The organism is Clostridium vitabionis (assembly GCF_015351765.1).
Classification (GTDB): Bacteria; Bacillota; Clostridia; order Lachnospirales; family Lachnospiraceae; genus Clostridium_R; species Clostridium_R vitabionis.
Window position 1 is genome coordinate 261,331 of the sequence record NZ_JADKQA010000004.1, and the last position, 21,995, is coordinate 283,325.

Here is a 21,995-nt window from a genome sequence, read left to right on the forward strand (position 1 = left end):
CCGGATCGGAGAAAGCGGAGGCAGTATTTATGAAAAATATCCTTTTTGTGGCATCCGAAGCCGTGCCGTTCATCAAAACCGGCGGGCTCGCTGACGTTGTCGGTGCGCTTCCCCGCTATTTCGATAAGCGGTATTACGACGTGCGGATTATGATCCCGAAGTATCTCTGCATCAGCGAGGAATTTCGGAACAAGATGGAATACGTAGACCATTTTTATATGGACTATCTCGGCCAGAACCGGTATGTCGGCATCCTGAAATATGAATGGATGGGCGTTACCTACTATTTCATCGACAATGAGAGCTATTTCTGGGGCAGCAAGCCCTACGGCGACTGGTATTATGACCTGGAAAAGTTCAGCTTCTTCTGCAAGGCAGCCCTGTCCGCCCTGCCGGTCATCGGGTTTAAGCCGGATATCATCCACTGCAACGACTGGCAGACCGGCCTGATCCCGGTTCATCTGAAGGACAAATTCCACGGTGGCGAGTTCTTCCGGGATATCAAGAGTGTCATGACCATCCACAACATCAAGTTCCAGGGCGTCTGGGATCTGAAGACCATCCAGCGCTTCTCGGAGCTTCCGGATTACTATTTCACCCCGGACAAGCTGGAGGCGTACAAGGACGGCAACCTGCTGAAGGGCGGCCTGGTCTATGCGGACGCGATCACCACGGTGAGCCCGTCCTACGCGGATGAGATCAAGATGCCCTTCTACGGCGAAGGGCTGGACGGCCTGATGCGCGCCAGGGCGAACAGCCTGCGCGGCATCCTGAACGGCATCGACTATGAGTCCTACAACCCGGAGACGGATATCCAGATCGAGCACCATTATAACCTCAAAAACTGGCGCAAGGAGCGGGTGAAGAACAAGCTGGCGCTCCAGGAACGCCTGGGGCTCCCCCAGGACGAGGACACCCTGATGATCGGCATCGTCTCGCGCCTGACGGATCAGAAAGGTTTCGATCTGATCCAGTGCGTCATGGATGACATCTGCTCGGATGCGGTGCAGTTCGTTGTCCTCGGCACCGGCGACGAGAAGTACGAGAACATGTTCCGCCATTATGACTGGAAGTACAATGACCGGGTTCGCGCGAACATTTATTACTCGGAGGAGCTGGCGAGGAAGATTTACGCATCCTGCGATGCGTTCCTGATGCCGTCCCTCTTTGAGCCCTGCGGCCTCGGGCAGCTGATTGCCCTGCGTTATGGGTCGCTCCCGATCGTCCGGGAGACCGGCGGCCTCCGGGATACCGTGTGGCCGTACAATGAGTATGAGGACACCGGCACGGGATTTTCCTTCTCCAACTACAATGCCCACGAGATGCTTGCCTGCATCCGCTATGCTGAGCATATCTACTACGACTGTCGGAGAGACTGGAACCGCATTGTGGACCGCGCGATGAGCGCGGACTTCTCCTGGAAGGTATCCGCGAAGAAATACCAGGAGATGTATGACTGGCTGATCGGATACTGATCGATGAAACATTTTGGAAAACTGATGGGGGCAGCCTTTCTTGCGGGCTGCCTCCTTCTCACCCCAGGCTGCGCCGTGCCCGGAAGCGGCGGGGGAAAGTTGGAAAAATACAGCAGCGCGCAGAGGGCAGTGATCGCCTCGACGGAGAGGAACCGCTGGGAGGCGGCCTTCGGCATCGGGATCCTGGAGATGAAAACCGGGGAGGGGACTACGTTCGCGGACGAGCTCTCCAGCGAGGTGGACGGGTTTATGCGGGATCTCCGGGTGGTCCGTGCGGCATGCGGCGACCAAGGCGTCACGCTGAACCGGCAGGAGGCGAAGGCGGCAAAATCAGCGGCTGCGGAGTATGACGGCAGCCTGACGGATGCCGGCCGGGAGAACCTCGGCGGGGTCAGTAGGGAGGAGATCCAGGAGCTTTACCACGACTATCTGCTCGCGGTGAAATACGCTGGAGAGCTCTCCGGAAGCGGGCCGCTGGAAGTGAGCGACAGCGAGGCCAAGGTCATCCGGGTGCTTCGGGCGGCGGCGGACGATCAGGAGACGGCGGAGAAACTCCGGGAGGCGGCCGCCGCGGGAAAGGACTTTACAGCGGAAGCGAGAGCGCTTGGCCTTTCCCCGGAGGAATGCGCGGTCGGGCGCGGCGAGTGCGGCACCGACGACGTGGAGGCGAAAGCCCTGGAGGACGCGGAGTTTGCGCTTGCCCGGGGAGATGTGACCGGCGTCATGCCCTCCGGCGGGAAGTACTATGTGGCGAAGTGCATTGACGACTATGACGAGGAGGCCACCGAAGAGCGGCGGGAGCGCATCGGCAGGCAGCGCGTTGGCGCGGCGATGAAAAAAATCTGCTCGTCATACGGCGAGCCGGAGGAGCCCGAGGGTACCCCGGCATCGCTCGCGCCGGCGGAGAGCCTGCCGGACTGCCCGCCGGAGGCGGACTTTTTTGCGATTTTTGAAAAATACCGCGCCGATCTGTCCTGAGGCTTTTCTTGACGAAAGCAGGGGCGTGCAATAGAATGATGCCAGGGTCGAAAGGCTATCGCCCCGATCATGCCTTCATGAATCGGGGCGATAGCCTTTCGAACCGCCCGGTTGCACCCAACATTACAGCATCACAGGGCAGAACAGTGACAGAAGCCGGATCCGGGAAAGCTGCCGGAACCGGCCGGATTGCCGGCACACCGCCAAAGGCGGGCGCCAGGGAAAGAATGAATTCATGGACAGTATGATAAAAGCAGAGGAACTGGTGTACGATTATGTCCGCCGCGACGAGGAGACGGGGGAGGAGTCGGTGATCCGTGCTGTCGATCACCTGGATCTCTCGATCGCGCCGGGGAGCTTCGTAGCCGTTCTCGGGCACAACGGTTCCGGGAAATCCACATTTGCCAAGGAAGTCAACGGCATCCTGATGCCGACGGAAGGCGTCCTCTATGTGGACGGCATAGACACCTCAAATGAGGAACAGATCTGGGAGGTCCGGAAGACCGCCGGGATGGTATTCCAGAATCCCGACAACCAGATCATCGGGAATATTGTGGAGGAGGATGTCGGTTTCGGGCCGGAGAATCTCGGCGTGCCCACGGAGGAGATCTGGGAGCGGGTAAACCAGGCGCTGGATGCCGTGGAGATGACTGCTTACCGTAAAAAGTCCCCCAACCATCTGTCCGGCGGGCAGAAGCAGAGAGTGGCGATCGCCGGCGTCCTCGCGATGAAGCCGAGGTGCATTGTCCTGGACGAGCCCACGGCCATGCTTGACCCGGTCGGGCGTCGGGAGGTCATCCGTACGGTCCATGAGCTGAATGAAAAGGAAAAGATCACCATCCTGCTGATCACCCACTATATGGAGGAGGCCATTGACGCGGACCGTGTCGTCGTGATGGACGACGGGAAGCTGGTCATGGACGGAACGCCGCGGGAAATTTTCTCCCAGGTGGAGAAACTCAAGAGCTACGCGCTGGACGTCCCCCAGGTGACAGAGCTTGCCTGGGAGCTCAGGAAGGCAGGGATCGGGCTTCCGGGCGGGATTCTCCGGAGAGACGAGCTGATCCAGGCGCTGATGCCGCTGCTTAAGGGGGATCGGGAAAATGGCGATTGATGTACAGAATCTGACCTTTACGTATAACGCCGGCACAGCCATGGAGCAGAGGGCGCTGGATGATGTCAGCTTCTCTATCCGCGATGGGGAATTTGTCGGCCTGATCGGCCACACGGGTTCCGGAAAATCCACGCTGATCCAGCATTTAAACGGCCTGATCCGGGCGTCCTCCGGCCGCATCCTCTACAATGGCGAGGATATCTATGCAAAGAATTATCCGATGAAAGACCTCCGGAGCAAGGTAGGCCTGGTCTTCCAGTATCCGGAACACCAGCTCTTCGAGACGGACGTCTTCTCGGATGTCTGTTTCGGGCCGAAGAACCTGGGGCTTAGCCGGGAGGAGGTGGAGAAGCGGGCACGCCATGCCTTGGATCTGGTGGGCATGGATGAGAGCTTTTACGAGAAGTCGCCGTTTGAGCTCTCCGGCGGACAGAAGCGCCGGGTGGCGATTGCCGGCGTCCTCGCGATGCGCCCGCAGATGATGATCCTCGACGAGCCCACCGCAGGCCTTGACCCGCGGGGGAGAGATGAGATCCTCGACCAGATCGGCCGCCTGAACAGGGAACACGGCATGACGATCCTGCTGGTTTCCCACAGCATGGAGGATGTCGCGCGCTACGCGGACCGCCTGCTCGTCATGTACGGCGGGAAGCTCATGTACAACGGGACGCCGAAGGAGGTCTTCCGCCACTATAAGGAGCTGGAGAAGATGGGCCTTGCGGCGCCGCAGATCACTTATGCGGTTCACGAGCTCCGTGATATGGGCGTGCCCATCGACCCGGATATTACAACTGTCGAGGAAGCGCGGGACGCGATCCTTGCGCTTCTGGAACACCGGGGCGGGCACCCGCGGGAAAATGTGAAAGGAGGGAAAGCCTGATGCTGCGCGAAATTACCATCGGCCAGTACTATCCGGTTGATTCGGCGCTGCACCGGCTGGATCCCAGGACGAAGCTGGCGGGAACGCTGGTTTTTATCATATCCCTGTTTCTCTGCAACAATATCCTCAGCTATCTCGCGGCCACCATTTTCCTGCTCGCCGTGATCAGGATCTCCAAGGTGCCATTTTCCTACATTGTGCGCGGGCTCAAGGCGATCGTGATCCTGCTCATGATCAGCGTTGTATTCAACCTGTTCCTGACCCCCGGCACGGTGCTCTGGCAGCTCGGTCCGCTGAAGCTGACCCGCGAGGGACTGCGGATCGCGGCGATGATGGCGGTCAGGCTGATCTACCTCGTCATCGGCTCCTCGCTCATGACGCTGACGACGACGCCGAACCAGCTCACGGACGGCATGGAGAAGGGGCTTGGATTCCTCACGGTCTTCCATGTCCCGGTGCATGAGATTGCCATGATGATGTCCATCGCGCTCCGTTTTATCCCGATCCTCGTCGAGGAGACCGACAAGATCATGAAGGCGCAGATGGCGCGCGGCGCGGACTTTGAGTCCGGGAACCTGTTCCAGCGGATCAAAAACATGGTGCCGCTCCTGGTTCCCCTCTTTGTCTCAGCGTTCCGCCGGGCAACCGACCTGGCGATGGCTATGGAGGCGCGCTGCTACCGCGGCGGCGCCGGGCGGACGAAAATGAAACCCCTGCACTACCGGACGGCGGACCGGCTGGCGTATCTGCTGCTGCTCGGCTATTTTGCGGTGATCCTGGCCGGCAGGTTCCTTGGCGGGCGCCTTGTGGGGATGTTCTGATGATGAGGAAAATCCTGCTTCGCGTGGCCTACGACGGCACGGCGTATTCCGGCTGGCAGCTCCAGCCAAATGGCGTGACCATCGAGGAGAAGCTGAACCAGGCGCTTCTTGGCCTCTTTCATGAGGAGATCCAGGTCGTCGGGGCGAGCCGGACCGATTCCGGTGTCCACTCCCGGGGCAGCGTGGCGGTCTTTACGACATCTGCCCGCATGCCCGCGGATAAAATGACAATCGCATTAAACCAGAGGCTGCCGGAGGATATCCGCGTGCAGAGCTCGGAGGAGGTGCCGATGGCCTTCCACCCGAGAAAGCTGAACGGGGTCAAGACCTATGAATACCATATCCTGAACCGGAAGGTGGAGGATCCGCTCCGCCGGCTGGACAGCACATTCTGCTACTACCCCCTGGATCTCGGGAAAATGCGCGCCGCCTCCGCCTGCCTGGTCGGAGAGCACGATTTCGCGAGCTTCTGCACCGTGAAGAGCAGCGCGGAGACGACGGTCCGGACCGTCTACAGCCTCACGGTTGACCGGGACGCGGAGGACATGATCACGATCCGGGTGAGCGGAAGCGGGTTCCTCTATAACATGGTGCGGATCATCGCGGGTACGCTGATGCGGATCGGCACCGGATTCTGGCCGCCGGAGAAGATGCGGGAGATCCTGGAAGCCCGGGACCGCCGGGCAGCCGGGCCGACCGCCCCGGCGCGCGGGCTCACGATGGTGGGCCTCACGTACGAGAAGATGCCGCCGGAACAGTTTTCCGGGGAAAATGCGCACTACAGCTACACCGTTGACCAGAGGGAGCTGTGCGCGGCCGCGGAAAAGGTGATGGACGGGCAGGAATTTCCCGTTTTCCTCCCCGCGATGCTGTCGGAGACCTCCCGGGGGCAGCTTGTCTCCCGGGTCACGATCCATCGGTGTGAGCAGGAGGAGCTTCTTCCCCTGGCCGGGCGGACCGTGCACCAGGCCTACCGGAACGGCGCCGGCAGAGTGCTCGTTCGGTGCGGATTCCCGGCTTCCGGGCAATCCCTGTCCGGCGGCTCCGCCGAAGCCGCCGGCGCGTTTGCTCCGGGCAGCTGCGCCGGGCTTTACCGCCTCGAGGTGCCGGAAGACCCGGAGGAGGCATCGGCGGGCTGGCTTTACGCGCGTTTCACCGGAAATGACAGGACATCATCCGCCGGGAGGCTGTGATGCCCCGCTGGAAGTGCCGGAAAACCGCGATGTTTCGCCGGAAATTCTGTTGACACGCGGAAATCGTTATAATATAATTACTAATCGTGACGAAATGCGAAATTGCCTGAGCCAGGCCCCGGAACAGGCTTATTTCATACAGAAATCAACATTATCCGTTTGACGACGCAAGTTTTGGGAGGTCAATTCATGAAGACTTTTATGGCCAGTCCGGCAACAGTTGAGAGAAAATGGTACGTCATTGACGCCGAGGGCGCTACCCTTGGCCGTCTTTGCTCCGAAGTAGCGGCTATCCTCAGAGGAAAGAACAAGCCGATCTTCACTCCGCACATTGACTGCGGCGACAACGTTATCGTGATCAACGCATCCAAGATCAAAGTAACCGGCAGAAAGATGGACAGGAAGATTTACTACAGCCACTCCGATTATATCGGCGGCTTCAAGTCCGCAACGCTCCGCGAGATGGAGCAGAAGAAGCCGGAAGAGGTTATCCGCCTTGCTGTCAAGGGCATGCTTCCGAAGGGTCCCCTGGGCAGACAGATGATTACCAAGCTTCACGTATACGCTGGACCGGATTATGAGCAGAAGGCTCAGAAGCCGGAAGTTCTGGAATTAAAGTTCTGATAAGAGGATCCGAAGGGAGAAAGAAAAATGGCGAATAAATATTATGGAACTGGAAGAAGAAAAAAGTCCGTTGCCAGAGTTTATCTTGTACCGGGAACCGGCAAGGTAACCATCAACAAGAGAGATATCGATGAGTACTTCGGCCTGGAGACCCTCAAGACCACGGTTCGCCAGCCGCTGGCTGCTACCGATACCGCTGACAAGTTTGACGTCCTGGTCAATGTTCACGGCGGCGGCTATACCGGCCAGGCAGGTGCCATCCGTCACGGCATCGCCAGAGCGCTGTGCGAGGTTGACGCGGATTACAGGCCGGCGCTGAAGAAGGAAGGCTTCCTCACCAGAGATCCGAGAATGAAGGAGAGAAAGAAGTACGGTCTCAAGGCCGCACGTCGCGCTCCGCAGTTCTCCAAGAGATAATCAGACAAAATTTTACAGTACGAAAGCTGCAACCCCCGGGAAGGCAATATCTTCCCGGGGGTTTTGTTTGAATAGTATCCAGCTCTCTTCAAGTCCCGTGATCTGTTTTGCCATGCAGGCCATCGCCTCGTTCCGGCAACTCGCAGACCATGCAACTCGGAACCTCCATAGGCATGACCGTGATGGACGAGGATGACCGTGTCCGGTTCCGCAGGAACGTGCTGCTGTCCGAGCCTGCTACGGGATAACTGCGGCATATTCTGAAAAGGAAAATTCCCTGCTTTGAGGCTGGCATATCTGCGCAAGCCTCAGAGCAGGGAATTTTCCTGATCCAGGGCAGGTCATATAAAAGTACGGAAAAGTGCGGTATAATGAAACCATCCTATCGATGACAGGAGGGTTGTCCATGAACGCTGCAATGCGGAACTATTTTGGGATCTGGAAATCCCAGGGCAGCTATTTTGCCGCCGCTTTCGCTGTGGCTGCCGCATTTGCGCTCCGGCAGATCGCAATGCATGCGGGTTTATGGCTTGACCGGTGCTGCGTCGTCCTCCGCACGGCTATCCATCTCGGGCTCTTTGCGGCATGGGGCATTTCCGTCCGCGACCGGATTATCCATCCCCAGGTGCGCCGGTATCTTGTCGCCATTGCCGTGCTGATCGAATTCTGGATTACGGTCAAGGGCATCCGGTATTCCCTGGACAACTGCGCATGGCTTTTGCGCGGCCTCTGGTATCTATACTATCTTCCCTTGCTGTTCATCCCGCTTTTCACGCTGCTTATTGCCATGTCTCTGGGAAAGCCGGCGGATTTCCGCCTTCCGCGATGGACGGCGCTTCTTTTTCTCCCCACGGCGGCGCTGCTGCTGATGATCCTGTCAAACTACCTGCACCAGCTCGCCTTCCGATACCCGGAGAATGCGTCCGTATGGGGGGATGACTACCGGTATGGCATCGTGTATTTTCTGGCAGCCGGCTGGATATTTGCCTGCGGGCTGGCGGCAATGGCGGTCATGTTCTTCAAATGCCGCGTGCCTGGCAGCCGCCGGGTGATTGCCCTGCCTTTTGTCCCTATCCTTCTGCTCCTTTTTTACAGCGTGTGCTATATTGTTCGCGCACCGTGGCTGAAACTCCTGGCAGGCGATATGACGGTTGCCTTCTGCCTGCTATTTTCCGCAACGCTGGAAAGCTGCATCCAGTGCGGGCTGATCCGGGCGAACACCGGCTATGCGGAACTGTTTATGGCCAACAGCCTGGGCACGCAGATTACCGACCGGGAAAATGTCGTCCGCCTCACCAGCGCCAATGCCAGGAATCTTACGGGCGAGCAGCGGATGCTTGCCCGGATGCATCCGGTTTTCGCGGATGGGGCGACACAGGTCAAAAGCAAGCCGATTCATTTCGGCTATGTCGTGTGGCAGGAGGATGTCGCCGGACTTTCTCAGGCTATTGCGCAGACGGAGGAAAATTGCCGGGTGCTTTCCCGGCGCAACCGGATCCGGCAGAAAAACCTCGAAACGCGGAGAAATATTCTTGCCCTTAAGGAAAAGAACCGGGTGATTGACCTGCTGAACCGGGAAACTGCCGGGCAGATCAGAAGGATCGAAAGCCTGCTCTCCCAATGTGAACTGGAAAGTGATCCGTTAGAGCGGAAAAAGCTTCTTGCCAGCGCGGCGGTTCTCGGCGCCTATGTCAAACGCTTTGGCAATCTCCTGCTGATGAGTGAGCAGGAAGGGACGGCGGATATCCGCGACCTGGCAAGGTGCTTTGAGGATTCCTTTGCCAACCTGGAGCTGCTGGGAGCGGAATGCCTCTGTACATTTCCGCGGGATGTCACTCTTGAATCAAAAGATATGCTCCGCGTATACCGGGCTTTTGAGGCCGTGCTGGAGGACTGCCTGTTCGACCTTGGCAGTGTGTGGGTCAATGCGCGGGAAAGAAAGGGGGAGTTTCTCCTCTCCATCGATTTCGCCTGCGATACGGATTTGTCCGCGCATCAGCACGAAGCGGATGCTTATTCCGCAGAGGACGGAACCAGCCGCTTCACCTTTCGGATCCGGAAAGGCGGTGAGCGCCTGTGGAAGCACTGAAGGCAGTCAGGCAGTTCAAAGTGCGGCACGAACTTCGAACCGCGGTAAAAGAGGCGTTCGACACCCTGCCCTCCGCTGTCTGCTATTTTGCGCCCAATGGCACCGTCAAACTCTGCAATGCGGCAATGGATGCCCTTTTCCACAAAATCGCGCAGAGCGACCTGCAGAGCCTGGATGAGCTGAGAGGCGCGCTTTCGACCTGCGGCAATACCGGCGGCATTCTCCGTGAGGGCAGTGTATTCATTTTCCCGGACGGGAAGGCGTGGAAGTACTCCGAGAGGGAAGTCACAACCGCGCAGGGCATGGTCTTTACCGAGGCGGTATTTGATGATGTGACCGCTCTACATGAAAAACAGCGGGAACTGCAGCGGCAGTCCCGGGAACTGCAAAAGATGTACCGGGAGCTCGATGCCCTGTCGGAAAATCTGCGGGAAATGGCCAGGGAACAGGAACTTCTGCACCTGAAAACCCGGCTGCATGACCAGATGAATATGGGTATTGCCGCCATCCGGCAGGTTTTGTGCCAGGACACGCCTTCCGGGGGAAATGCCGACGCTATCCGGCAATTTCGCCGCGCCATGCGGAACCTGCGTGAGGAAAATCCCTGCCCCAGGGACGGGGTGCCAGAATTTATCCGGGACGCGGAAGTTTCCGGAGTCCGTGTGGAAATTCGCGGTGAGCTGCCGGCGGGGGATAAGCTGCGCCGCCTGATCCTGGCGGTCATGCGGGAAGCCTGTATCAACGCCATCCGCCATGCGGATGCGTCGGCCCTGGCCGTAGTATTGGATTGGGCGGCAGATACGGTCACGCTGCGGATCACCAACGATGGCAGGCGGCCGGATAGGGAGATTGTGCTCCGGGGAGGTCTTCTGAATCTCGAAAAAGTGATCGTGCGGGCTGGCGGCAGGATGGAGATCCGGTCAAAGCCGGAATTTATGCTGACGGTCACCTTGCCTGCCGGCGAGGAAAATGGACAGGGGGTGCGGTATGACAAAAGTCCTTGTGGTTGACGATCAGCGCATCGCGCGGGAATATATGGAAAACGTTGTGCGTGGAAGTGAAGGTTACCGGCTGATGGGCAGTCTCACCAGAGCGGACATGGCTGCCGCCGTCTGCCGGCGGAGCGCAGTGGAATTGGTGATTATGGATGTCTGTACCCACGGAAGAAAAGACGGCATCGACGCCGCCGCGGAGCTGCGGGAGCAATTTCCGAAGCTCAAAATCATCGTTGTCACGTCCATGCCGGAGGAGAGCTATGTCAAGCGGGCGAAGGCGGCGGGAGTGGACAGCTTCTGGAACAAGGAGACAAGCCCAGAGGAGCTGGTCACCGTAATGGACGCCACCATGCAGGGCAGGCGGATCTGGCCCGGCGAAACGCCTGCGGTAAAGCTCGGCATCGCGACGAGCACAGAATTGACGGAGACGGAGATCAGGGTCCTGCGGATGGTCTGCGAGGGGCTGGAATACAGCGAGATCGCCGAAGAGCTGCACTATACCAGGGACAATGTGAAGTATCACATCCGCAATATCCTGCAGAAGACAGGTTACGCGAACAAAACCCAGCTGGCGATTGCCGTGACCGGTAAGCGCTTCATCATCCCCAGGCTCTTCGACGAGCAGGAAGATTCGGGGGAAAACCCCATCACTTTGTGAAGTTTCTTTGCCTTTATGTCCGGTTTTGATGGTAAACCGGATATTTTTTTGCAAAAAGCGCAATAATTTACCTACATGGGTAGGGAAAAGGAGAGACTGTTCCGGTACAATCCAGATAATCATGGGGGACTGGCATTTGGTGCAGAATCACAAGCCAAAGGATCCCATCGGTCCAGTTTCGCCTTTTCTTGTATCTATTGGGGGTGCTTATGCGCTTTTTTATGCAGTTTCAAAAACAGATTCAAGATGTGTTGAAGTCCGGCGCCTGGAATCGGGAAAGTCAGAAGGAGACCTTTGCCTTCACCGCATTGCCGGAGAATGTCGGACAGATGAAAAGCCTGCCGGAGGCTGCGCTGGACACACCATTCCAGACGGCGGCACTGACGGTATGCGCCCTGTGCGCCTTTGCCGCTTCCCCAGAGGCCGGCGCCGGGATGCTGGACTTCCTTCGGGGTTCCCGCCCGCTCACCTGGCTGGACATTTCCTGTCTCGAGGAGGATTTTCGGGACGGGCGGGCATGGATCCCCTTTTCCTATTTTGCCGGGGCATTGCCGGAGAATCACTATTCCCCCGATCAACCGTACTCGCTGGCTGTCTTCTCGGATGAGTACTCCTTTGATGGCCAGGGAAATGCGCGGCTCTATCTCACGAGCGGTGGCGCGGAAAAACCGCGGCATGTCAGGCTGAAACAAACGGGAGACGGGAAATGGCATCTCTGGGAGCAGTATCTTCTGGCCGATATCCGCAAGCCGGAGATATCAGGCTGAGTCTGCCGCTGTCATAGCGCACATATCATCCGCTGTGGAGGTATGAGCGCTATTTTTTTCATTTGTATGGCGATGCTTCCATTCGTCCGGGATTGCCATCCGGGCTGCTTCTCCGCTATAATGGGGTCAGTAAAAAATCTGCAGAAGGACAGGAGGAGCCGATGGCTGATCAGTATCCCGCGCTTCCCGAGGAAGCAAAGAAAAATCTCTGGGGAAATGCTGCCCTGCATATGCTCTGGGCATGTGCCGCAGACCCGCGTTTCAGTTACCGGGTGCACATCCCGGACGAATATCTGGAAAAAGACCGCCAGGAGCTCGGGCTTCTTGTTTTCATTCACGCTACAGGCTGTTCCGTGGAGTATTTTCTGCGTGCGGCGTCCGGCTGGGCGGCGGAACACCATCTTGCACTGATGGCGCCGGTATTTCCCAGCGGAATCCTCGACCGCGGCGACTTCAACGCTTACAAGGACCTGGTCGGCGGAGGCATCCGCTATGACCTTGTGCTGTCCGCCATGCTGGAGGAGATGGGGAAACGCTATCCGGGCATTCAGACAAGAAAATTCCTCCTTTTCGGGCACTCCGGCGGCGGGATGTTCGCCAACCGCTTCCTGTTTGTTCATCCGGATAGGGTCCGTGCCGCGGTGATCAGTGCGCCGGGAAGGCCGACCTTGATCAGCGAGGAGGAAGACTACGGCTGGGGGATCCGCAATTTCCGCGAGGTCTTTGACAAGCCGTTCGATCTCCCCGCCGTGCGGCAGGTGCCGGTACATGTCCTTGTCGGAGAAAACGACAATAAATTTATCGGGGAGAACCGGTACGGCAATAACCGGCTCGACCGGATGAAAAACTTTGCCGCAAACCTCAAAGCCGCGGGTGTCGCCGCCGATCTTGAGATCATCCCGGGCATCGGCCACATCGACGGCGCGGAGGAGAGAATTGCCGCCGCAGAGCGGTTTTTTGAGCAATTTCTTTGAGTAAAAGAGCCGGAAAACGCGGTATAATGAAGCCATCCTATCGATTGCAGGAGGTTTGCGTATGGGAGATTTTCCTGCGTATCAAGTCATTGACCTGGCAAAATGGCCCAGGCGGGAACATTTTGCCTATTACCGGGACCAGATCCGGTGCGGCTATTCCCTGACCTCGCGGATGGATGTGTCCGAAATGCTGGCATATTCCCGGAGAAGCGGCAGGCGCTTTTACGGCTGCTTTCTCTATGCGGTTTCGCGGACCGTGAACAGCATGGCATCCATGCGAATGATGATCCCGCCGGAGGGAGGTGCCGGCGTCTGGGAGAACGTGCACCCGAGCTTCACGATCTTCCATGAGGATGATCACACGTTCAGCGATCTCTGGATGGAATACTCGGAGGATTTTGACGCCTTCTACCGGGAATTTGTCCGGGTGGTAGAAGTATACGGGAAAAATCACGGCATCAAGGCCAGAACAGGCCAGCCGGCGAACTTTTTCTGCGCAAGCTGCGCGCCCTGGATTGATTTCGACGGCTATTCCACCTGGGTTGCCGGGAGCGACGAACCGGCACTTTTCCCGATCATCACCTGCGGGAAATATGTGGAGGAGCCCGGGGGTGCCACACGCATGCCGGTGAACCTCACGATCTCCCACGCGGCGGCGGACGGCTGGCATGTGGGAGTATTCTTTTCGAGGCTTGAGGGAAATTTCGCGGCTTTCCGGGAGAGATAGCCGCTATGCCGGGCACCCGCGAGGCAGATTTCGCTTGCCGCTATGCCGGTGCGGGGTCAAAAGCCAGTTCGCGGAAAGGCAGAAAGAAGGAAAAATCAAATCATGGAACGAAGCAGTCAGATTATCCGCACGAGCCTGATCGGCATCGGGGCGAATCTTTTTCTTGCCGCCTTTAAGGCGGCGATCGGCGTTTTGTCGAATTCCATCGCCATCACGATGGACGCCGTCAACAACCTGAGCGACGCGATGTCCTCGCTGATCACCATCCTGGGGACAAAACTGGCGGCGAAGCAGCCGGACCGCAAACACCCGCTGGGCTATGGGCGGGTGGAGGATCTGAGCGCGACGGTGATTTCCGTCATCGTCCTCTACGCGGGCGTCACCTCGCTCATCGAGTCTGTCAAGAAGATCATCCATCCGGAGACAGCGGACTATGCCGCGGTCTCTCTGGTGATCATCGCCGTTGCCGTCCTGGTCAAAATTGGTCTCGGCCTCTATGTGCAGAAGATGGGGAAGAAGACCGATTCGGACGCCCTGATCGCTTCCGGCAAGGACGCCATGTTCGATGCGGTCATAAGCGCGTCAACCCTTGCCGCGGCGCTCATTTACCTGTGCTCCGAGATCAGCCTGGAAGCATGGCTCGGCGCGGCGATTTCCCTGCTGATCGTGAAATCCGGCGTGGAGATGCTCCGGGATACGATCAGCAAAATTCTCGGCGAGCGGGTGGATAAGGATCTGGCGCTCGGCATCAAATCGGCGATCAGCGCGTTTCCGGAGGTTCTCGGGACGTACGACCTGATCATTCACAATTATGGGCCGAACCTGCAGGTCGGTTCGGTGCACATCGAGCTCCCGACCGACATGACCGTCGCGCAGCTCGCGGCTCTGGAGTACCGGATTGAGGCGGAGGTATTTGACAAATACCGGGTTGTCCTGACCGGAATCTCCGTCTACGCGGTGGATCCGGACAATCCCGAGGGACAGAAAATACACCGGGATATCCGGGATATCGTGGAGAGCTATCCGGAGATTGCCAGTATGCACGGATTTTACATTGACCTGAAGGAGAAGGAGCTCCGGTTCGACATCGTCCTCCGTCTGGGAGCCGGCTCCCGGGAGAGGCAGAAGGAGATTTATGCGGACATCCGGCGCCGTGTTGAGGAGCGCTGTCCGGGGTATCATATCCAGATCAACGTGGATTACGATATCTCCGACTGATCCCTTGGGAAAATGCCCATATCCGGGATCCCTGCCGCCGGCTTTGCCGCAGCGTAAAGGTATCGGCATTCCGGGTTCCGGCAGGTTCCCGGAGCACATTCGGGGCGCCTGCCCCGGGGAGGAAGTTTTGAGGAAGAGAATGCGTTCCCCGCTCCTGGCGGGGATTCTGGCAGCAGGAGCTCTGGCTGTGGGGGTTCTTGCGGCGGCCGGGTGCGGAAACAGCGCGCCGGTGGGAAAAACCGAGAGCAGCGCGGCGGAGAGCCCGGCGGAGATGTGCGGAAGCGGCGCGGGTGAGGCAAATGCCGCCGGCGCGGAGCTTGCCGGATCGGACACGCGGAAGATCATCGCCGAGGCGCAGGGGATGGAACTCCAGGAGATCGCAGAAAAGGCGATCCGGGAATCCGGCGGCAGCACATTCCGGGGGATCGGCACCGACAGCCGGGCGGCCCTCGCGATGCGGAATTTTGTGAAATACCTGCAGACGCTGGATCCGGCGTACAGCGCGGAGACGGAGTGGTACACGATGTCTGTGCCGTCGGCGGTGAGCGCGCTGGGCGGCGATCTCGCGGATGGCGCGGGCGCGAAGTATTCCGTGGCCATTCTCCAGGATATGAACCGGGTGAACCGGGAACTCGCCGACCCGTCACTGCTGGACACCTTCATCCCGAAAACCTGGGCGGAGGATCTGGGCACGGAGCCGGAGAGCTACCGGGGGTATCTCACGCTCATGACCTCGGTCAAGCCTTTTCTTTTGAACAGCGCCGGCGGTGCCGTATCCGCCAACTGCTGGGATTTTGCGGCGGATTCTGTGCATCTGATGATGGCTGATGCGGATCATGAGACAGTCAACCGGAATTTCCTCCTTCTCCTCACCAGGGACAGCTATGCGGCGAAGCTCCGCGAGGCGTTTGCCGCGTTGGATGACGGGACGAAGGCGGTTCTCCAGCCGGAGATCGACAGCGCGGCGGCGGAGGCCTCGAAGCTCGGCCTCGGCGAGGACGGGCGGTATGCGCTCGCCTATATCCGCCGGCTTCTCGGTTCGGCGGATGTCCGGGACGCCGACGGCCCCATCTGTGATACCCTGGCGGGAAATGACGCTGCCGGCGCTTCTGCCCTGATCGCCTATGATACGCTCCGGGCAGTGGAGGAATCCTCGTCAAAGTCGGTGAAAAATATTTCCGTCGCCGCCTATGGGGACGGCTACCAGGGGATCGGCGGCTTCACGTACACGAAGAACCTGTTTGTCAGCGACAGAGCGCCGCTTCCGTGGACAGCGTGCGCATTTGCCGCCTGGGTCAGCGCGACGCCGGACGGCTTCTCCGCCTTCGGGCGCGATATCGGGGCTTACGCCGCGGACACCGCGGTTGCGCACGAAAACGAGAATACTTACACGCTCCGCACCGGCGGCGTCAATGAGAGCGGGGAGGATGAATTCCCGGCCAAGGACGACCGCGGCCTCTCCTTCTGGGAGACCGGGGGAAATGCCGTGGCGGAGGATCTCCAGGAGATCCGCGCCGCGGAGGAGAGCTGCGGGGCATGGCTTGACGGCGTCCTGGGGAAATAACCAGGAAGATCAGTGCTCTGCATAAGCAAATTTGCTAAGTTCGAACTGCGCTCACGCTTGTCCTCGTTAAGTGGCTGGTTATTGTTAAGTGCTCTGCTAAAAAGAGAACCGGCGGCAACGGCGCTTTCGCGTCACTGCGGCCGGTTCTTTAAGAATACGCCGATGCTGGCGAGGAACGGGAAGAAATAGGTGGCGATCCGGAAGAGGAACATCACCGATGCCGCCGTCCCGGCTCCCAGGATCGGGGAAAAGATATACAGGTAAGACACCTCGGTGGAACCCAGGCCGGAGACGCTCGGAAGCACGCCGGTGAGGAGCTGCATGATCGCGGTAAGCCCGACACTCCGGAAAAAGGAGAGCGTCCCGATGCCGATGCCCCGCAGGCAGAACCAGGTGATCGCGTACATCGCGGAGAGCTTCAGCAGGTGAAGGAGGATGGCTTCAAGGATCACCAGGGGTCGGCGGAATACCCGGTCGGAGGCCATGTAGAGATCGTTCAGCCGGAGAATCCAGGCGCTTTTCCGCTCCTTCCAGACACCCCTTGCCGGGATCAGGCCTAGGAGCCTGGCGACAAGATGCCGGAAGCCCAATTTCCCTGTGAGCAGGAGAACCAGGCCGGCGATGATCACCGCGGTGAGGAGAAAGCCTGCCCAGAGGACGGCAGCCTCTACGGTGTCGCCGGTGAGGCTGCTCCGCGTAAGAAAACAGGCGAACAGGACAAGCGCCGCGTAGATCAGGATCGAGGCCTTCTGGAAAATGTAATGGATGGTTAAAAGGCCGAGACCGACTGCCCAGTCCGCCCCGTAACGGGCGAGATAGCTCAGCTGCAGCGGAAAACTCCCGGCGGAGGCCGTGGCTACCCTGCCGAAGATCTCAAGCCAGCTTAAAGGAAGGCATGCAGGCAGCGTAAGATCCGGCCACTCCGGCTTCAGCAGCGCGTAGTACGCGCAGCCGTCAAAAAACTGATAAACCAGTTCCAGGGAAAGGATCATCAAAAGAAACAGCGGGGAGACCGCTCTGAGGGAGTCTGCGATTGCCCCGCTGTTTTTTCTGAAAACCAGGAAAAGCGCCCCGATCACCAGAAGATAGGCGCCGATCCTGAGGATCAGCGATAATCTCTTATTGCTCAAGATGCATCACTTCTTTGTTTTCATGCTGTTTTCCTGCTGCCCTGTGTTTCATCCACGCCGCCAGTTTTCCCGGCAGCTTCCTCTGCGTTGGCCTTTTCGGCAGCTTCCTTCGCCTTCTCCTCATTGAGGGCTTTTTTGCCGTTTTTGGAATTCTCCCACAGCTCCTTGGCTGCCGGCGCCCAGGTCTTTGCGTACTCGTCGCATTTTGCGCACAGATGGTCCGCGGATTCCGGCGACTGCAGGTCGGTAGACTTTGCGCCGGTCTCCTTCACCATCTTCCGGAGCATATCCGGATTTTCCAGCATCGGGCAAGGCCGCAGCATGTTCTTGTTGAACGGCTGGTTGTCGTGATAAGCCATGAAGATCGGGGAGCGGAGCGCGTCCAGGAGCGACATCTCGCGGATGTTCGCGTTGGAGTAGTGGATAAATACGCACGGGTCGACATCGCCGTTCGCGTTGATGTGCAGGTAGCGGCGTCCTCCGGCGACACAGCCGCCGATGTACTCGCCATCGTTCTGGAAGTCGATCGCGAACAGTGGCTTCTCGGCGCGGTACTTGCGGATCCTGCGGTAAGCCTCGATTCTCTGATCCTTCGTCGGGAGAAGGTCCGGGGTGGCGTCATTTCCCACCGGCATATAGTGGAAATACCAGATGAAGTACACGCCCTGCTCCACCAGCATGTCAAAGTATTCCTCCGAGGTGATGGAGTCGAAATTTGCCTTCGTGTAGCAGGAGGAAATACCGTAAACCAGCCCTCTCTCCCGGAGGAGCTTCATGGCGTGCAGCACGCGCTCAAAAGCGCCGGTGCCGCGGCGGCCGTCGGTGGCCTTCTCGAAGCCCTCGAGGGAGATCGCCGGGATAAAGTTCTTCACGCGCAGCATATCGTCCGCAAACTTCTCATCGATCAGCGAGCCGTTCGTGAAGGACAGGAAAATGCAGTCCGGGTGCATTTCGCACAGGCGGATCAGGTCGGCCTTGCGGACGAGCGGCTCGCCGCCGGTGTAGATGTAGAAATACACGCCCAGCTCCTTGCCCTGCCGGATGATGCTGTCGATCTCCTCCAGGGAGAGGTTCAGGCGGTTGCCGTACTCGGCAGCCCAGCAGCCGGTACAGTGGTAATTGCAGGCGCTTGTCGGGTCCAGAAGGATCGCCCACGGGATATTGCAGCCGTATTTCGCCCGAGCGGCCTCCTGCTTCTGCCAGCCGGAGAGGCCGGCGTTGATGAAGAAGTTGACGGCGATGGTCTTGGTGACGTCCTTGTTCGTCTCCTGGAGGATATGCTTTGTGATGAAGGTGTGGTATGGGCTGTCCTTATCCTCGATGACCTTGCGGACCATAGCTCTCGCCGGGCCGAGTTTTCCTCCGGAGAAGCGGTCCGCCCAGTCCATGATTTTCGGCAGGTTCTTCTCCGGGTCAGCGTAGATATAGTCGACCATTTTTTCCAGGCCGAGCTTTTCAAGTTCTTCCTTTGCGTTCATGTTCCAATCCCCCTATGCAATGCTGCGGGCGCATCGGCTTCACAGCGGTGACCATGATAAAGTGATTCATAATGCCGTCGATGACGAGCGCGGCGATAAACAGGATATGCCGCACGTTCTCGGAAAACCCGAGGGAAATGATCATCAGACAGCCGAAGAAGGATGCCGCGATGGCCAGCACCAGAATGATTTTCCAGGTTTCCAGGCCGAACGCTTTCCCATCCCGCGCCAGCTGGATCCGGAGAAGCCCGTCAATCAGGACGAGCAGGCCAAAGGTGAGATAGAGGCTTTCGGTCTGATGGCGCTGGACGATTGTGATGACCCCGAGAGCCATCAGCAGGATGCCCAGGGCGAGGTCGTACTGAAAAGCGAGACAGTAGAAATCCTTGGAGAAATATCCGATGATCCGGACCAGGCCGTACGCGAGCATGATGGCTCCACAGCAGGTCTGAAATCTGGGATCCAGAAAACTCGGATCCAGCAGGTAAACCAAACCAGCGGCGACATACAGCGCGATGCACACGCCGATATACCCGTACTTCGCGATTTGGTTGGCATTCACATGACACCACTTCCTTTGCAATATTCCTTATAGGGATAAAATATTGCATAAAAAAGCCGGATTCAACGGGCATTCCCGGGGGAAATGTCTGAATTCGGACAACAAGGGTTCAAATGCCCAAATTTCTGTGTTACAATCTTTAACATCGATACTTAAATATCCTGAATGATTTGCCGCGCGGGCTGTCTGAGGGGAGATGAGCCGGCGCCTGGGGTTGAGGGAATGACAGGAACGGAAGAGAGAATCGAACAGGCTTTTCGGGAGCTGTTGAATGAAAAACCTTTCAGCAGCATCACGGTGAAAAATATCATCGAGCGCTGCGGTGTCAACCGCAATACCTTCTATTATCATTATGAGAGCATTCCCTACCTGATGGGGATGATCATCAAGAAGGATCTGGACCGCCTGGTCAGTGAACATTATGATTTTGAGAATCCGCTCCGCTGCATTGAGCCGATCGTAGAGTATGCGGCAGATAAGAAGAGATCCATCCTGCACATCTACCATTCGGTGGAGAGGGAACGGTTTATCGATGCGCTGCAGAAGGCCGCAGGGTATATGGCCGGCCAGTACGTGGACGTGGCATTTGTGGGAAAAGAGCTGGGGGACAGTGACCGCGGCCTCCTGACCGCCTTCTACGCATCGCTGACGGTCGGCGTCCTTCTCGGCTGGCTGGATAAGAACATGGAGGACGACCTGGTGGCAAGCATCCACAGGGTCAACGACCTCCTGCTTGCATCCGAACGGAAAATCTGACCATGCGCTTCATGGCCGGTTGCTAACCGGACGGAAAATCTGCGCTTTGGCAGGTGTATTTTCCCCCGGGAGTGTGTTATAATTTCTTCAAGAATCAAGCGGCGATGCCGCGGAAAAGGAGAGAGTAATCATGGATGATATCAGTTTATTAAAGTATAAGGTATGGCTGGTCAGCGATGCCGGCGTGAAGGCAGGTCTGATGACCGAGGAGACAAAGTACCTCAAGGCCGCGTTCCGCGAGAAGGCAGAGGTTTACGCCTATGTCAACTGGCTGAAGGAGACCGATACGCTGCACACCTATGAGGTTGAGGAGCCGCCGAAACCGGTTAAAAAATAATGGAAAAACCTCTTGACACGGTATTCCGGGCATGCTAAAGTATCTAAGTTAGCTGCCGAAGACAGCAGGTGCCGCAAGGCATAAGTTCGGGAGAACACCTGCCGAGGAAGACGTGGAAGAATACGAATTTCCGCCTCTCTGTCTTGATGGCAGAGAGGCTTTTTCTTTTCTGAAGGTTGTCTCTTGGGCGGTTAAAAACTAAAACAGGAGGAAAAGATTCATGGCAAAAGTTGAATTAAAGCAGCCGGTTGTTCAGGAAATTGCCGAATTATTCAACGGTGCGCAGTCCGCAGTTGCTGTCGATTATCGCGGCCTCACTGTGGCTGAGGATACAGAGCTTCGCAAGAAGCTGCGTGAAGCCGGTGTTTCTTACAAGGTTTACAAGAACACCCTGATCCGTCTCGCTGCCAAGGATACGGCATTTGCAGGCCTTGACCCGATTCTGGAAGGCCCGACCGCAATCGCTGTCTCCAAGGAAGACGCGACCGCTCCGGCAAGAATCATCGCGGATTTCGCGAAGAACGCCAAGGCGCTCGAAATCAAGGGCGGCATCGTGGAAGGCCAGTATTATGACGCCAAGGCGATGCAGACCATTGCTTCCATCCCGTCCAGAGAGGTTCTTCTTGGAAAACTTCTTGGAAGCATCCAGTCCCCGATCACGAACTTCGCAAGAGTTCTCAAGCAGATCGCCGACAAGGAAGGCGCGGGCGAAGCTGCTCCGGCAGCAGAGGCTGCACCGGAGGCGTAATCCAGTTCCGCAGGTTCCGATCCGTTCGGACAGGTGCGGCGGCCTGCTGAATGCAGCTGACGCCGCAGAGAGAAAGAAAGAAGTATTTTAAGGAGGAAAATTATCATGGCTAAGTTAACTACCGAAGAGTTCATTGCCGCTATCAAAGAGTTATCCGTACTTGAGCTGAACGACCTCGTAAAGGCTTGCGAGGAGGAGTTCGGTGTATCCGCAGCTGCAGGCGTTGTTGTTGCCGCTGGCGGTGCTGCTCCGGCTGAGGAAGAGAAGACCGAGTTCAACGTAGAGCTGACAGAGATCGGCCCGAACAAGGTTAAGGTCATCAAGGTTGTTCGTGAGATCACCGGTCTCGGCCTGAAGGAGGCTAAGGATCTGGTTGACGGCGCTCCGAAGAACATCAAGGAAGGTGTTTCCAAGGACGAGGCTGAGCAGATCAAGGCTAAGGTTGAGGAGCAGGGTGCGAAGGTTACCCTGAAGTAATCGGACATCTGCA

The 21,995-nt window shown here is 57.9% G+C and carries 23 protein-coding genes and 1 other annotated feature; of the genes, 20 read left to right on the top strand and 3 right to left on the bottom strand.

Annotation, left to right across the window (positions count from 1 at the left end):
* Positions 1-29: 29 nt before the first annotated feature.
* From glgA to ISF27_RS09780, 16 genes are all read left to right on the top strand, one after another.
* Entirely contained in the window at positions 30-1,475 is a 1,446-nt protein-coding gene (gene glgA / locus ISF27_RS09705) for a glycogen synthase GlgA (RefSeq protein ID WP_194611290.1), read from the top strand.
* 3 nt (positions 1,476-1,478) lie between these two features.
* Positions 1,479-2,453 (top strand): peptidylprolyl isomerase, encoded by a 975-nt coding sequence (locus ISF27_RS09710; protein WP_194611291.1) that lies wholly within the window; start codon positions 1,479-1,481, stop codon positions 2,451-2,453.
* 235 nt (positions 2,454-2,688) lie between these two features.
* A complete protein-coding gene (locus tag ISF27_RS09715) occupies positions 2,689-3,567 on the top strand; it encodes an energy-coupling factor transporter ATPase (RefSeq protein WP_194611292.1) in 879 nt (292 codons plus the stop codon).
* Positions 3,557-4,447 (top strand): energy-coupling factor transporter ATPase, encoded by an 891-nt coding sequence (locus ISF27_RS09720; RefSeq protein WP_194611293.1) that lies wholly within the window; start codon positions 3,557-3,559, stop codon positions 4,445-4,447. The genes ISF27_RS09715 and ISF27_RS09720 overlap by 11 nt, the downstream gene beginning before the upstream one ends.
* Positions 4,447-5,268 (top strand): energy-coupling factor transporter transmembrane component T family protein, encoded by an 822-nt coding sequence (locus tag ISF27_RS09725; RefSeq protein WP_194611294.1) that lies wholly within the window; start codon positions 4,447-4,449, stop codon positions 5,266-5,268. The genes ISF27_RS09720 and ISF27_RS09725 overlap by 1 nt, the downstream gene beginning before the upstream one ends.
* A complete protein-coding gene (gene truA, locus ISF27_RS09730) occupies positions 5,268-6,461 on the top strand; it encodes a tRNA pseudouridine(38-40) synthase TruA (RefSeq protein WP_328701589.1) in 1,194 nt (397 codons plus the stop codon). Before ISF27_RS09725 ends, truA begins: the two co-directional genes overlap by 1 nt.
* 189 nt (positions 6,462-6,650) lie before the next feature.
* Positions 6,651-7,085 carry a 50S ribosomal protein L13 gene (gene rplM / locus ISF27_RS09735; RefSeq protein ID WP_194611295.1) on the top strand — a complete coding sequence of 145 codons (435 nt, stop codon included), beginning with the start codon at positions 6,651-6,653 and terminating at the stop codon, positions 7,083-7,085.
* A gap of 27 nt (positions 7,086-7,112) precedes the next feature.
* On the top strand, positions 7,113-7,502 hold the full coding sequence (gene rpsI / locus ISF27_RS09740) for a 30S ribosomal protein S9 (RefSeq protein ID WP_194611296.1): 390 nt from the start codon (positions 7,113-7,115) through the stop codon (positions 7,500-7,502).
* Positions 7,503-7,908: 406 nt separating this feature from the next.
* On the top strand, positions 7,909-9,591 hold the full coding sequence (locus ISF27_RS09745) for a histidine kinase N-terminal 7TM domain-containing protein (RefSeq protein WP_194611297.1): 1,683 nt from the start codon (positions 7,909-7,911) through the stop codon (positions 9,589-9,591).
* Positions 9,579-10,601, top strand: a complete 1,023-nt coding sequence (locus ISF27_RS09750; RefSeq protein ID WP_194611298.1) for a sensor histidine kinase — start codon at positions 9,579-9,581, stop codon at positions 10,599-10,601. Before ISF27_RS09745 ends, ISF27_RS09750 begins: the two co-directional genes overlap by 13 nt.
* Complete coding sequence (locus ISF27_RS09755; RefSeq protein WP_194611299.1) at positions 10,579-11,244, top strand: response regulator transcription factor; 666 nt, start codon at positions 10,579-10,581, stop codon at positions 11,242-11,244. Before ISF27_RS09750 ends, ISF27_RS09755 begins: the two co-directional genes overlap by 23 nt.
* Positions 11,245-11,492: 248 nt before the next feature.
* The gene (locus ISF27_RS09760; RefSeq protein WP_328701590.1) at positions 11,493-12,011 is read left to right on the top strand and encodes a DUF6935 domain-containing protein; all 519 of its coding nucleotides are present in this window, start codon (positions 11,493-11,495) and stop codon (positions 12,009-12,011) included.
* A gap of 161 nt (positions 12,012-12,172) precedes the next feature.
* Positions 12,173-12,985 (top strand): alpha/beta hydrolase, encoded by an 813-nt coding sequence (locus ISF27_RS09765; protein WP_194611301.1) that lies wholly within the window; start codon positions 12,173-12,175, stop codon positions 12,983-12,985.
* Positions 12,986-13,046: 61 nt separating this feature from the next.
* Positions 13,047-13,712, top strand: a complete 666-nt coding sequence (locus ISF27_RS09770) for a CatA-like O-acetyltransferase (RefSeq protein ID WP_194611302.1) — start codon at positions 13,047-13,049, stop codon at positions 13,710-13,712.
* A gap of 102 nt (positions 13,713-13,814) precedes the next feature.
* The gene (locus ISF27_RS09775) at positions 13,815-14,930 is read left to right on the top strand and encodes a cation diffusion facilitator family transporter (RefSeq protein ID WP_194611303.1); all 1,116 of its coding nucleotides are present in this window, start codon (positions 13,815-13,817) and stop codon (positions 14,928-14,930) included.
* 127 nt (positions 14,931-15,057) lie between these two features.
* Positions 15,058-16,494: a hypothetical protein gene (locus tag ISF27_RS09780; protein WP_194611304.1), complete on the top strand. Its 1,437-nt coding sequence runs from the start codon at positions 15,058-15,060 to the stop codon at positions 16,492-16,494.
* Between the two features lie 131 nt (positions 16,495-16,625).
* Here ISF27_RS09780 and ISF27_RS09785 read toward each other — a convergent pair whose 3' ends face one another.
* The 3 genes from ISF27_RS09785 to ISF27_RS09795 are packed head-to-tail and all read right to left on the bottom strand — an operon-like array spanning position 16,626 to position 19,664.
* Positions 16,626-17,624 (bottom strand): lysylphosphatidylglycerol synthase transmembrane domain-containing protein, encoded by a 999-nt coding sequence (locus ISF27_RS09785; RefSeq protein ID WP_194611305.1) that lies wholly within the window; start codon positions 17,622-17,624, stop codon positions 16,626-16,628.
* Positions 17,625-17,644: 20 nt separating this feature from the next.
* Positions 17,645-19,102 carry a radical SAM protein gene (locus tag ISF27_RS09790; RefSeq protein WP_194611306.1) on the bottom strand — a complete coding sequence of 486 codons (1,458 nt, stop codon included), beginning with the start codon at positions 19,100-19,102 and terminating at the stop codon, positions 17,645-17,647.
* Positions 19,080-19,664 (bottom strand): DUF308 domain-containing protein, encoded by a 585-nt coding sequence (locus tag ISF27_RS09795; protein WP_194611307.1) that lies wholly within the window; start codon positions 19,662-19,664, stop codon positions 19,080-19,082. The genes ISF27_RS09790 and ISF27_RS09795 overlap by 23 nt, the downstream gene beginning before the upstream one ends.
* Positions 19,665-19,931: 267 nt before the next feature.
* Here ISF27_RS09795 and ISF27_RS09800 point away from each other — a divergent pair, with 267 nt between their 5' ends.
* The 4 genes from ISF27_RS09800 to rplL all read left to right on the top strand — a co-directional run bounded on the left by ISF27_RS09800 (position 19,932) and on the right by rplL (position 21,982).
* Positions 19,932-20,420 (top strand): TetR/AcrR family transcriptional regulator, encoded by a 489-nt coding sequence (locus ISF27_RS09800; RefSeq protein ID WP_194611308.1) that lies wholly within the window; start codon positions 19,932-19,934, stop codon positions 20,418-20,420.
* Positions 20,421-20,550: 130 nt separating this feature from the next.
* Positions 20,551-20,757: a hypothetical protein gene (locus ISF27_RS09805; RefSeq protein ID WP_194611309.1), complete on the top strand. Its 207-nt coding sequence runs from the start codon at positions 20,551-20,553 to the stop codon at positions 20,755-20,757.
* A gap of 37 nt (positions 20,758-20,794) precedes the next feature.
* Positions 20,795-20,931 (top strand) — a sequence feature (ribosomal protein L10 leader region).
* A gap of 46 nt (positions 20,932-20,977) precedes the next feature.
* Complete coding sequence (rplJ, locus tag ISF27_RS09810) at positions 20,978-21,505, top strand: 50S ribosomal protein L10 (protein ID WP_194611310.1); 528 nt, start codon at positions 20,978-20,980, stop codon at positions 21,503-21,505.
* A 105-nt stretch (positions 21,506-21,610) separates the two neighbouring features.
* Entirely contained in the window at positions 21,611-21,982 is a 372-nt protein-coding gene (rplL, locus tag ISF27_RS09815; RefSeq protein ID WP_194611311.1) for a 50S ribosomal protein L7/L12, read from the top strand.
* Positions 21,983-21,995: the final 13 nt, after the last annotated feature.

What these genes read in the sequence shown, in the direction of transcription:
- rplJ (WP_194611310.1), top strand. Translation starts at nt 20,978, where the DNA reads ATGGCAAAAGTTGAATTAAAGCAGCCGGTTGTTCAGGAAATTGCCGAA.
- ISF27_RS09790 (WP_194611306.1), bottom strand. Translation starts at nt 19,102, where the DNA reads ATGAACGCAAAGGAAGAACTTGAAAAGCTCGGCCTGGAAAAAATGGTC.
- ISF27_RS09755 (WP_194611299.1), top strand. Translation starts at nt 10,579, where the DNA reads ATGACAAAAGTCCTTGTGGTTGACGATCAGCGCATCGCGCGGGAATAT.
- ISF27_RS09765 (WP_194611301.1), top strand. Translation starts at nt 12,173, where the DNA reads ATGGCTGATCAGTATCCCGCGCTTCCCGAGGAAGCAAAGAAAAATCTC.
- ISF27_RS09745 (WP_194611297.1), top strand. Translation starts at nt 7,909, where the DNA reads ATGAACGCTGCAATGCGGAACTATTTTGGGATCTGGAAATCCCAGGGC.
- rpsI (WP_194611296.1), top strand. Translation starts at nt 7,113, where the DNA reads ATGGCGAATAAATATTATGGAACTGGAAGAAGAAAAAAGTCCGTTGCC.
- ISF27_RS09720 (WP_194611293.1), top strand. Translation starts at nt 3,557, where the DNA reads ATGGCGATTGATGTACAGAATCTGACCTTTACGTATAACGCCGGCACA.
- glgA (WP_194611290.1), top strand. Translation starts at nt 30, where the DNA reads ATGAAAAATATCCTTTTTGTGGCATCCGAAGCCGTGCCGTTCATCAAA.
- ISF27_RS09710 (WP_194611291.1), top strand. Translation starts at nt 1,479, where the DNA reads ATGAAACATTTTGGAAAACTGATGGGGGCAGCCTTTCTTGCGGGCTGC.
- ISF27_RS09805 (WP_194611309.1), top strand. Translation starts at nt 20,551, where the DNA reads ATGGATGATATCAGTTTATTAAAGTATAAGGTATGGCTGGTCAGCGAT.
- ISF27_RS09775 (WP_194611303.1), top strand. Translation starts at nt 13,815, where the DNA reads ATGGAACGAAGCAGTCAGATTATCCGCACGAGCCTGATCGGCATCGGG.
- ISF27_RS09725 (WP_194611294.1), top strand. Translation starts at nt 4,447, where the DNA reads ATGCTGCGCGAAATTACCATCGGCCAGTACTATCCGGTTGATTCGGCG.
- truA (WP_328701589.1), top strand. Translation starts at nt 5,268, where the DNA reads ATGATGAGGAAAATCCTGCTTCGCGTGGCCTACGACGGCACGGCGTAT.
- rplM (WP_194611295.1), top strand. Translation starts at nt 6,651, where the DNA reads ATGAAGACTTTTATGGCCAGTCCGGCAACAGTTGAGAGAAAATGGTAC.
- ISF27_RS09715 (WP_194611292.1), top strand. Translation starts at nt 2,689, where the DNA reads ATGGACAGTATGATAAAAGCAGAGGAACTGGTGTACGATTATGTCCGC.
- rplL (WP_194611311.1), top strand. Translation starts at nt 21,611, where the DNA reads ATGGCTAAGTTAACTACCGAAGAGTTCATTGCCGCTATCAAAGAGTTA.
- ISF27_RS09770 (WP_194611302.1), top strand. Translation starts at nt 13,047, where the DNA reads ATGGGAGATTTTCCTGCGTATCAAGTCATTGACCTGGCAAAATGGCCC.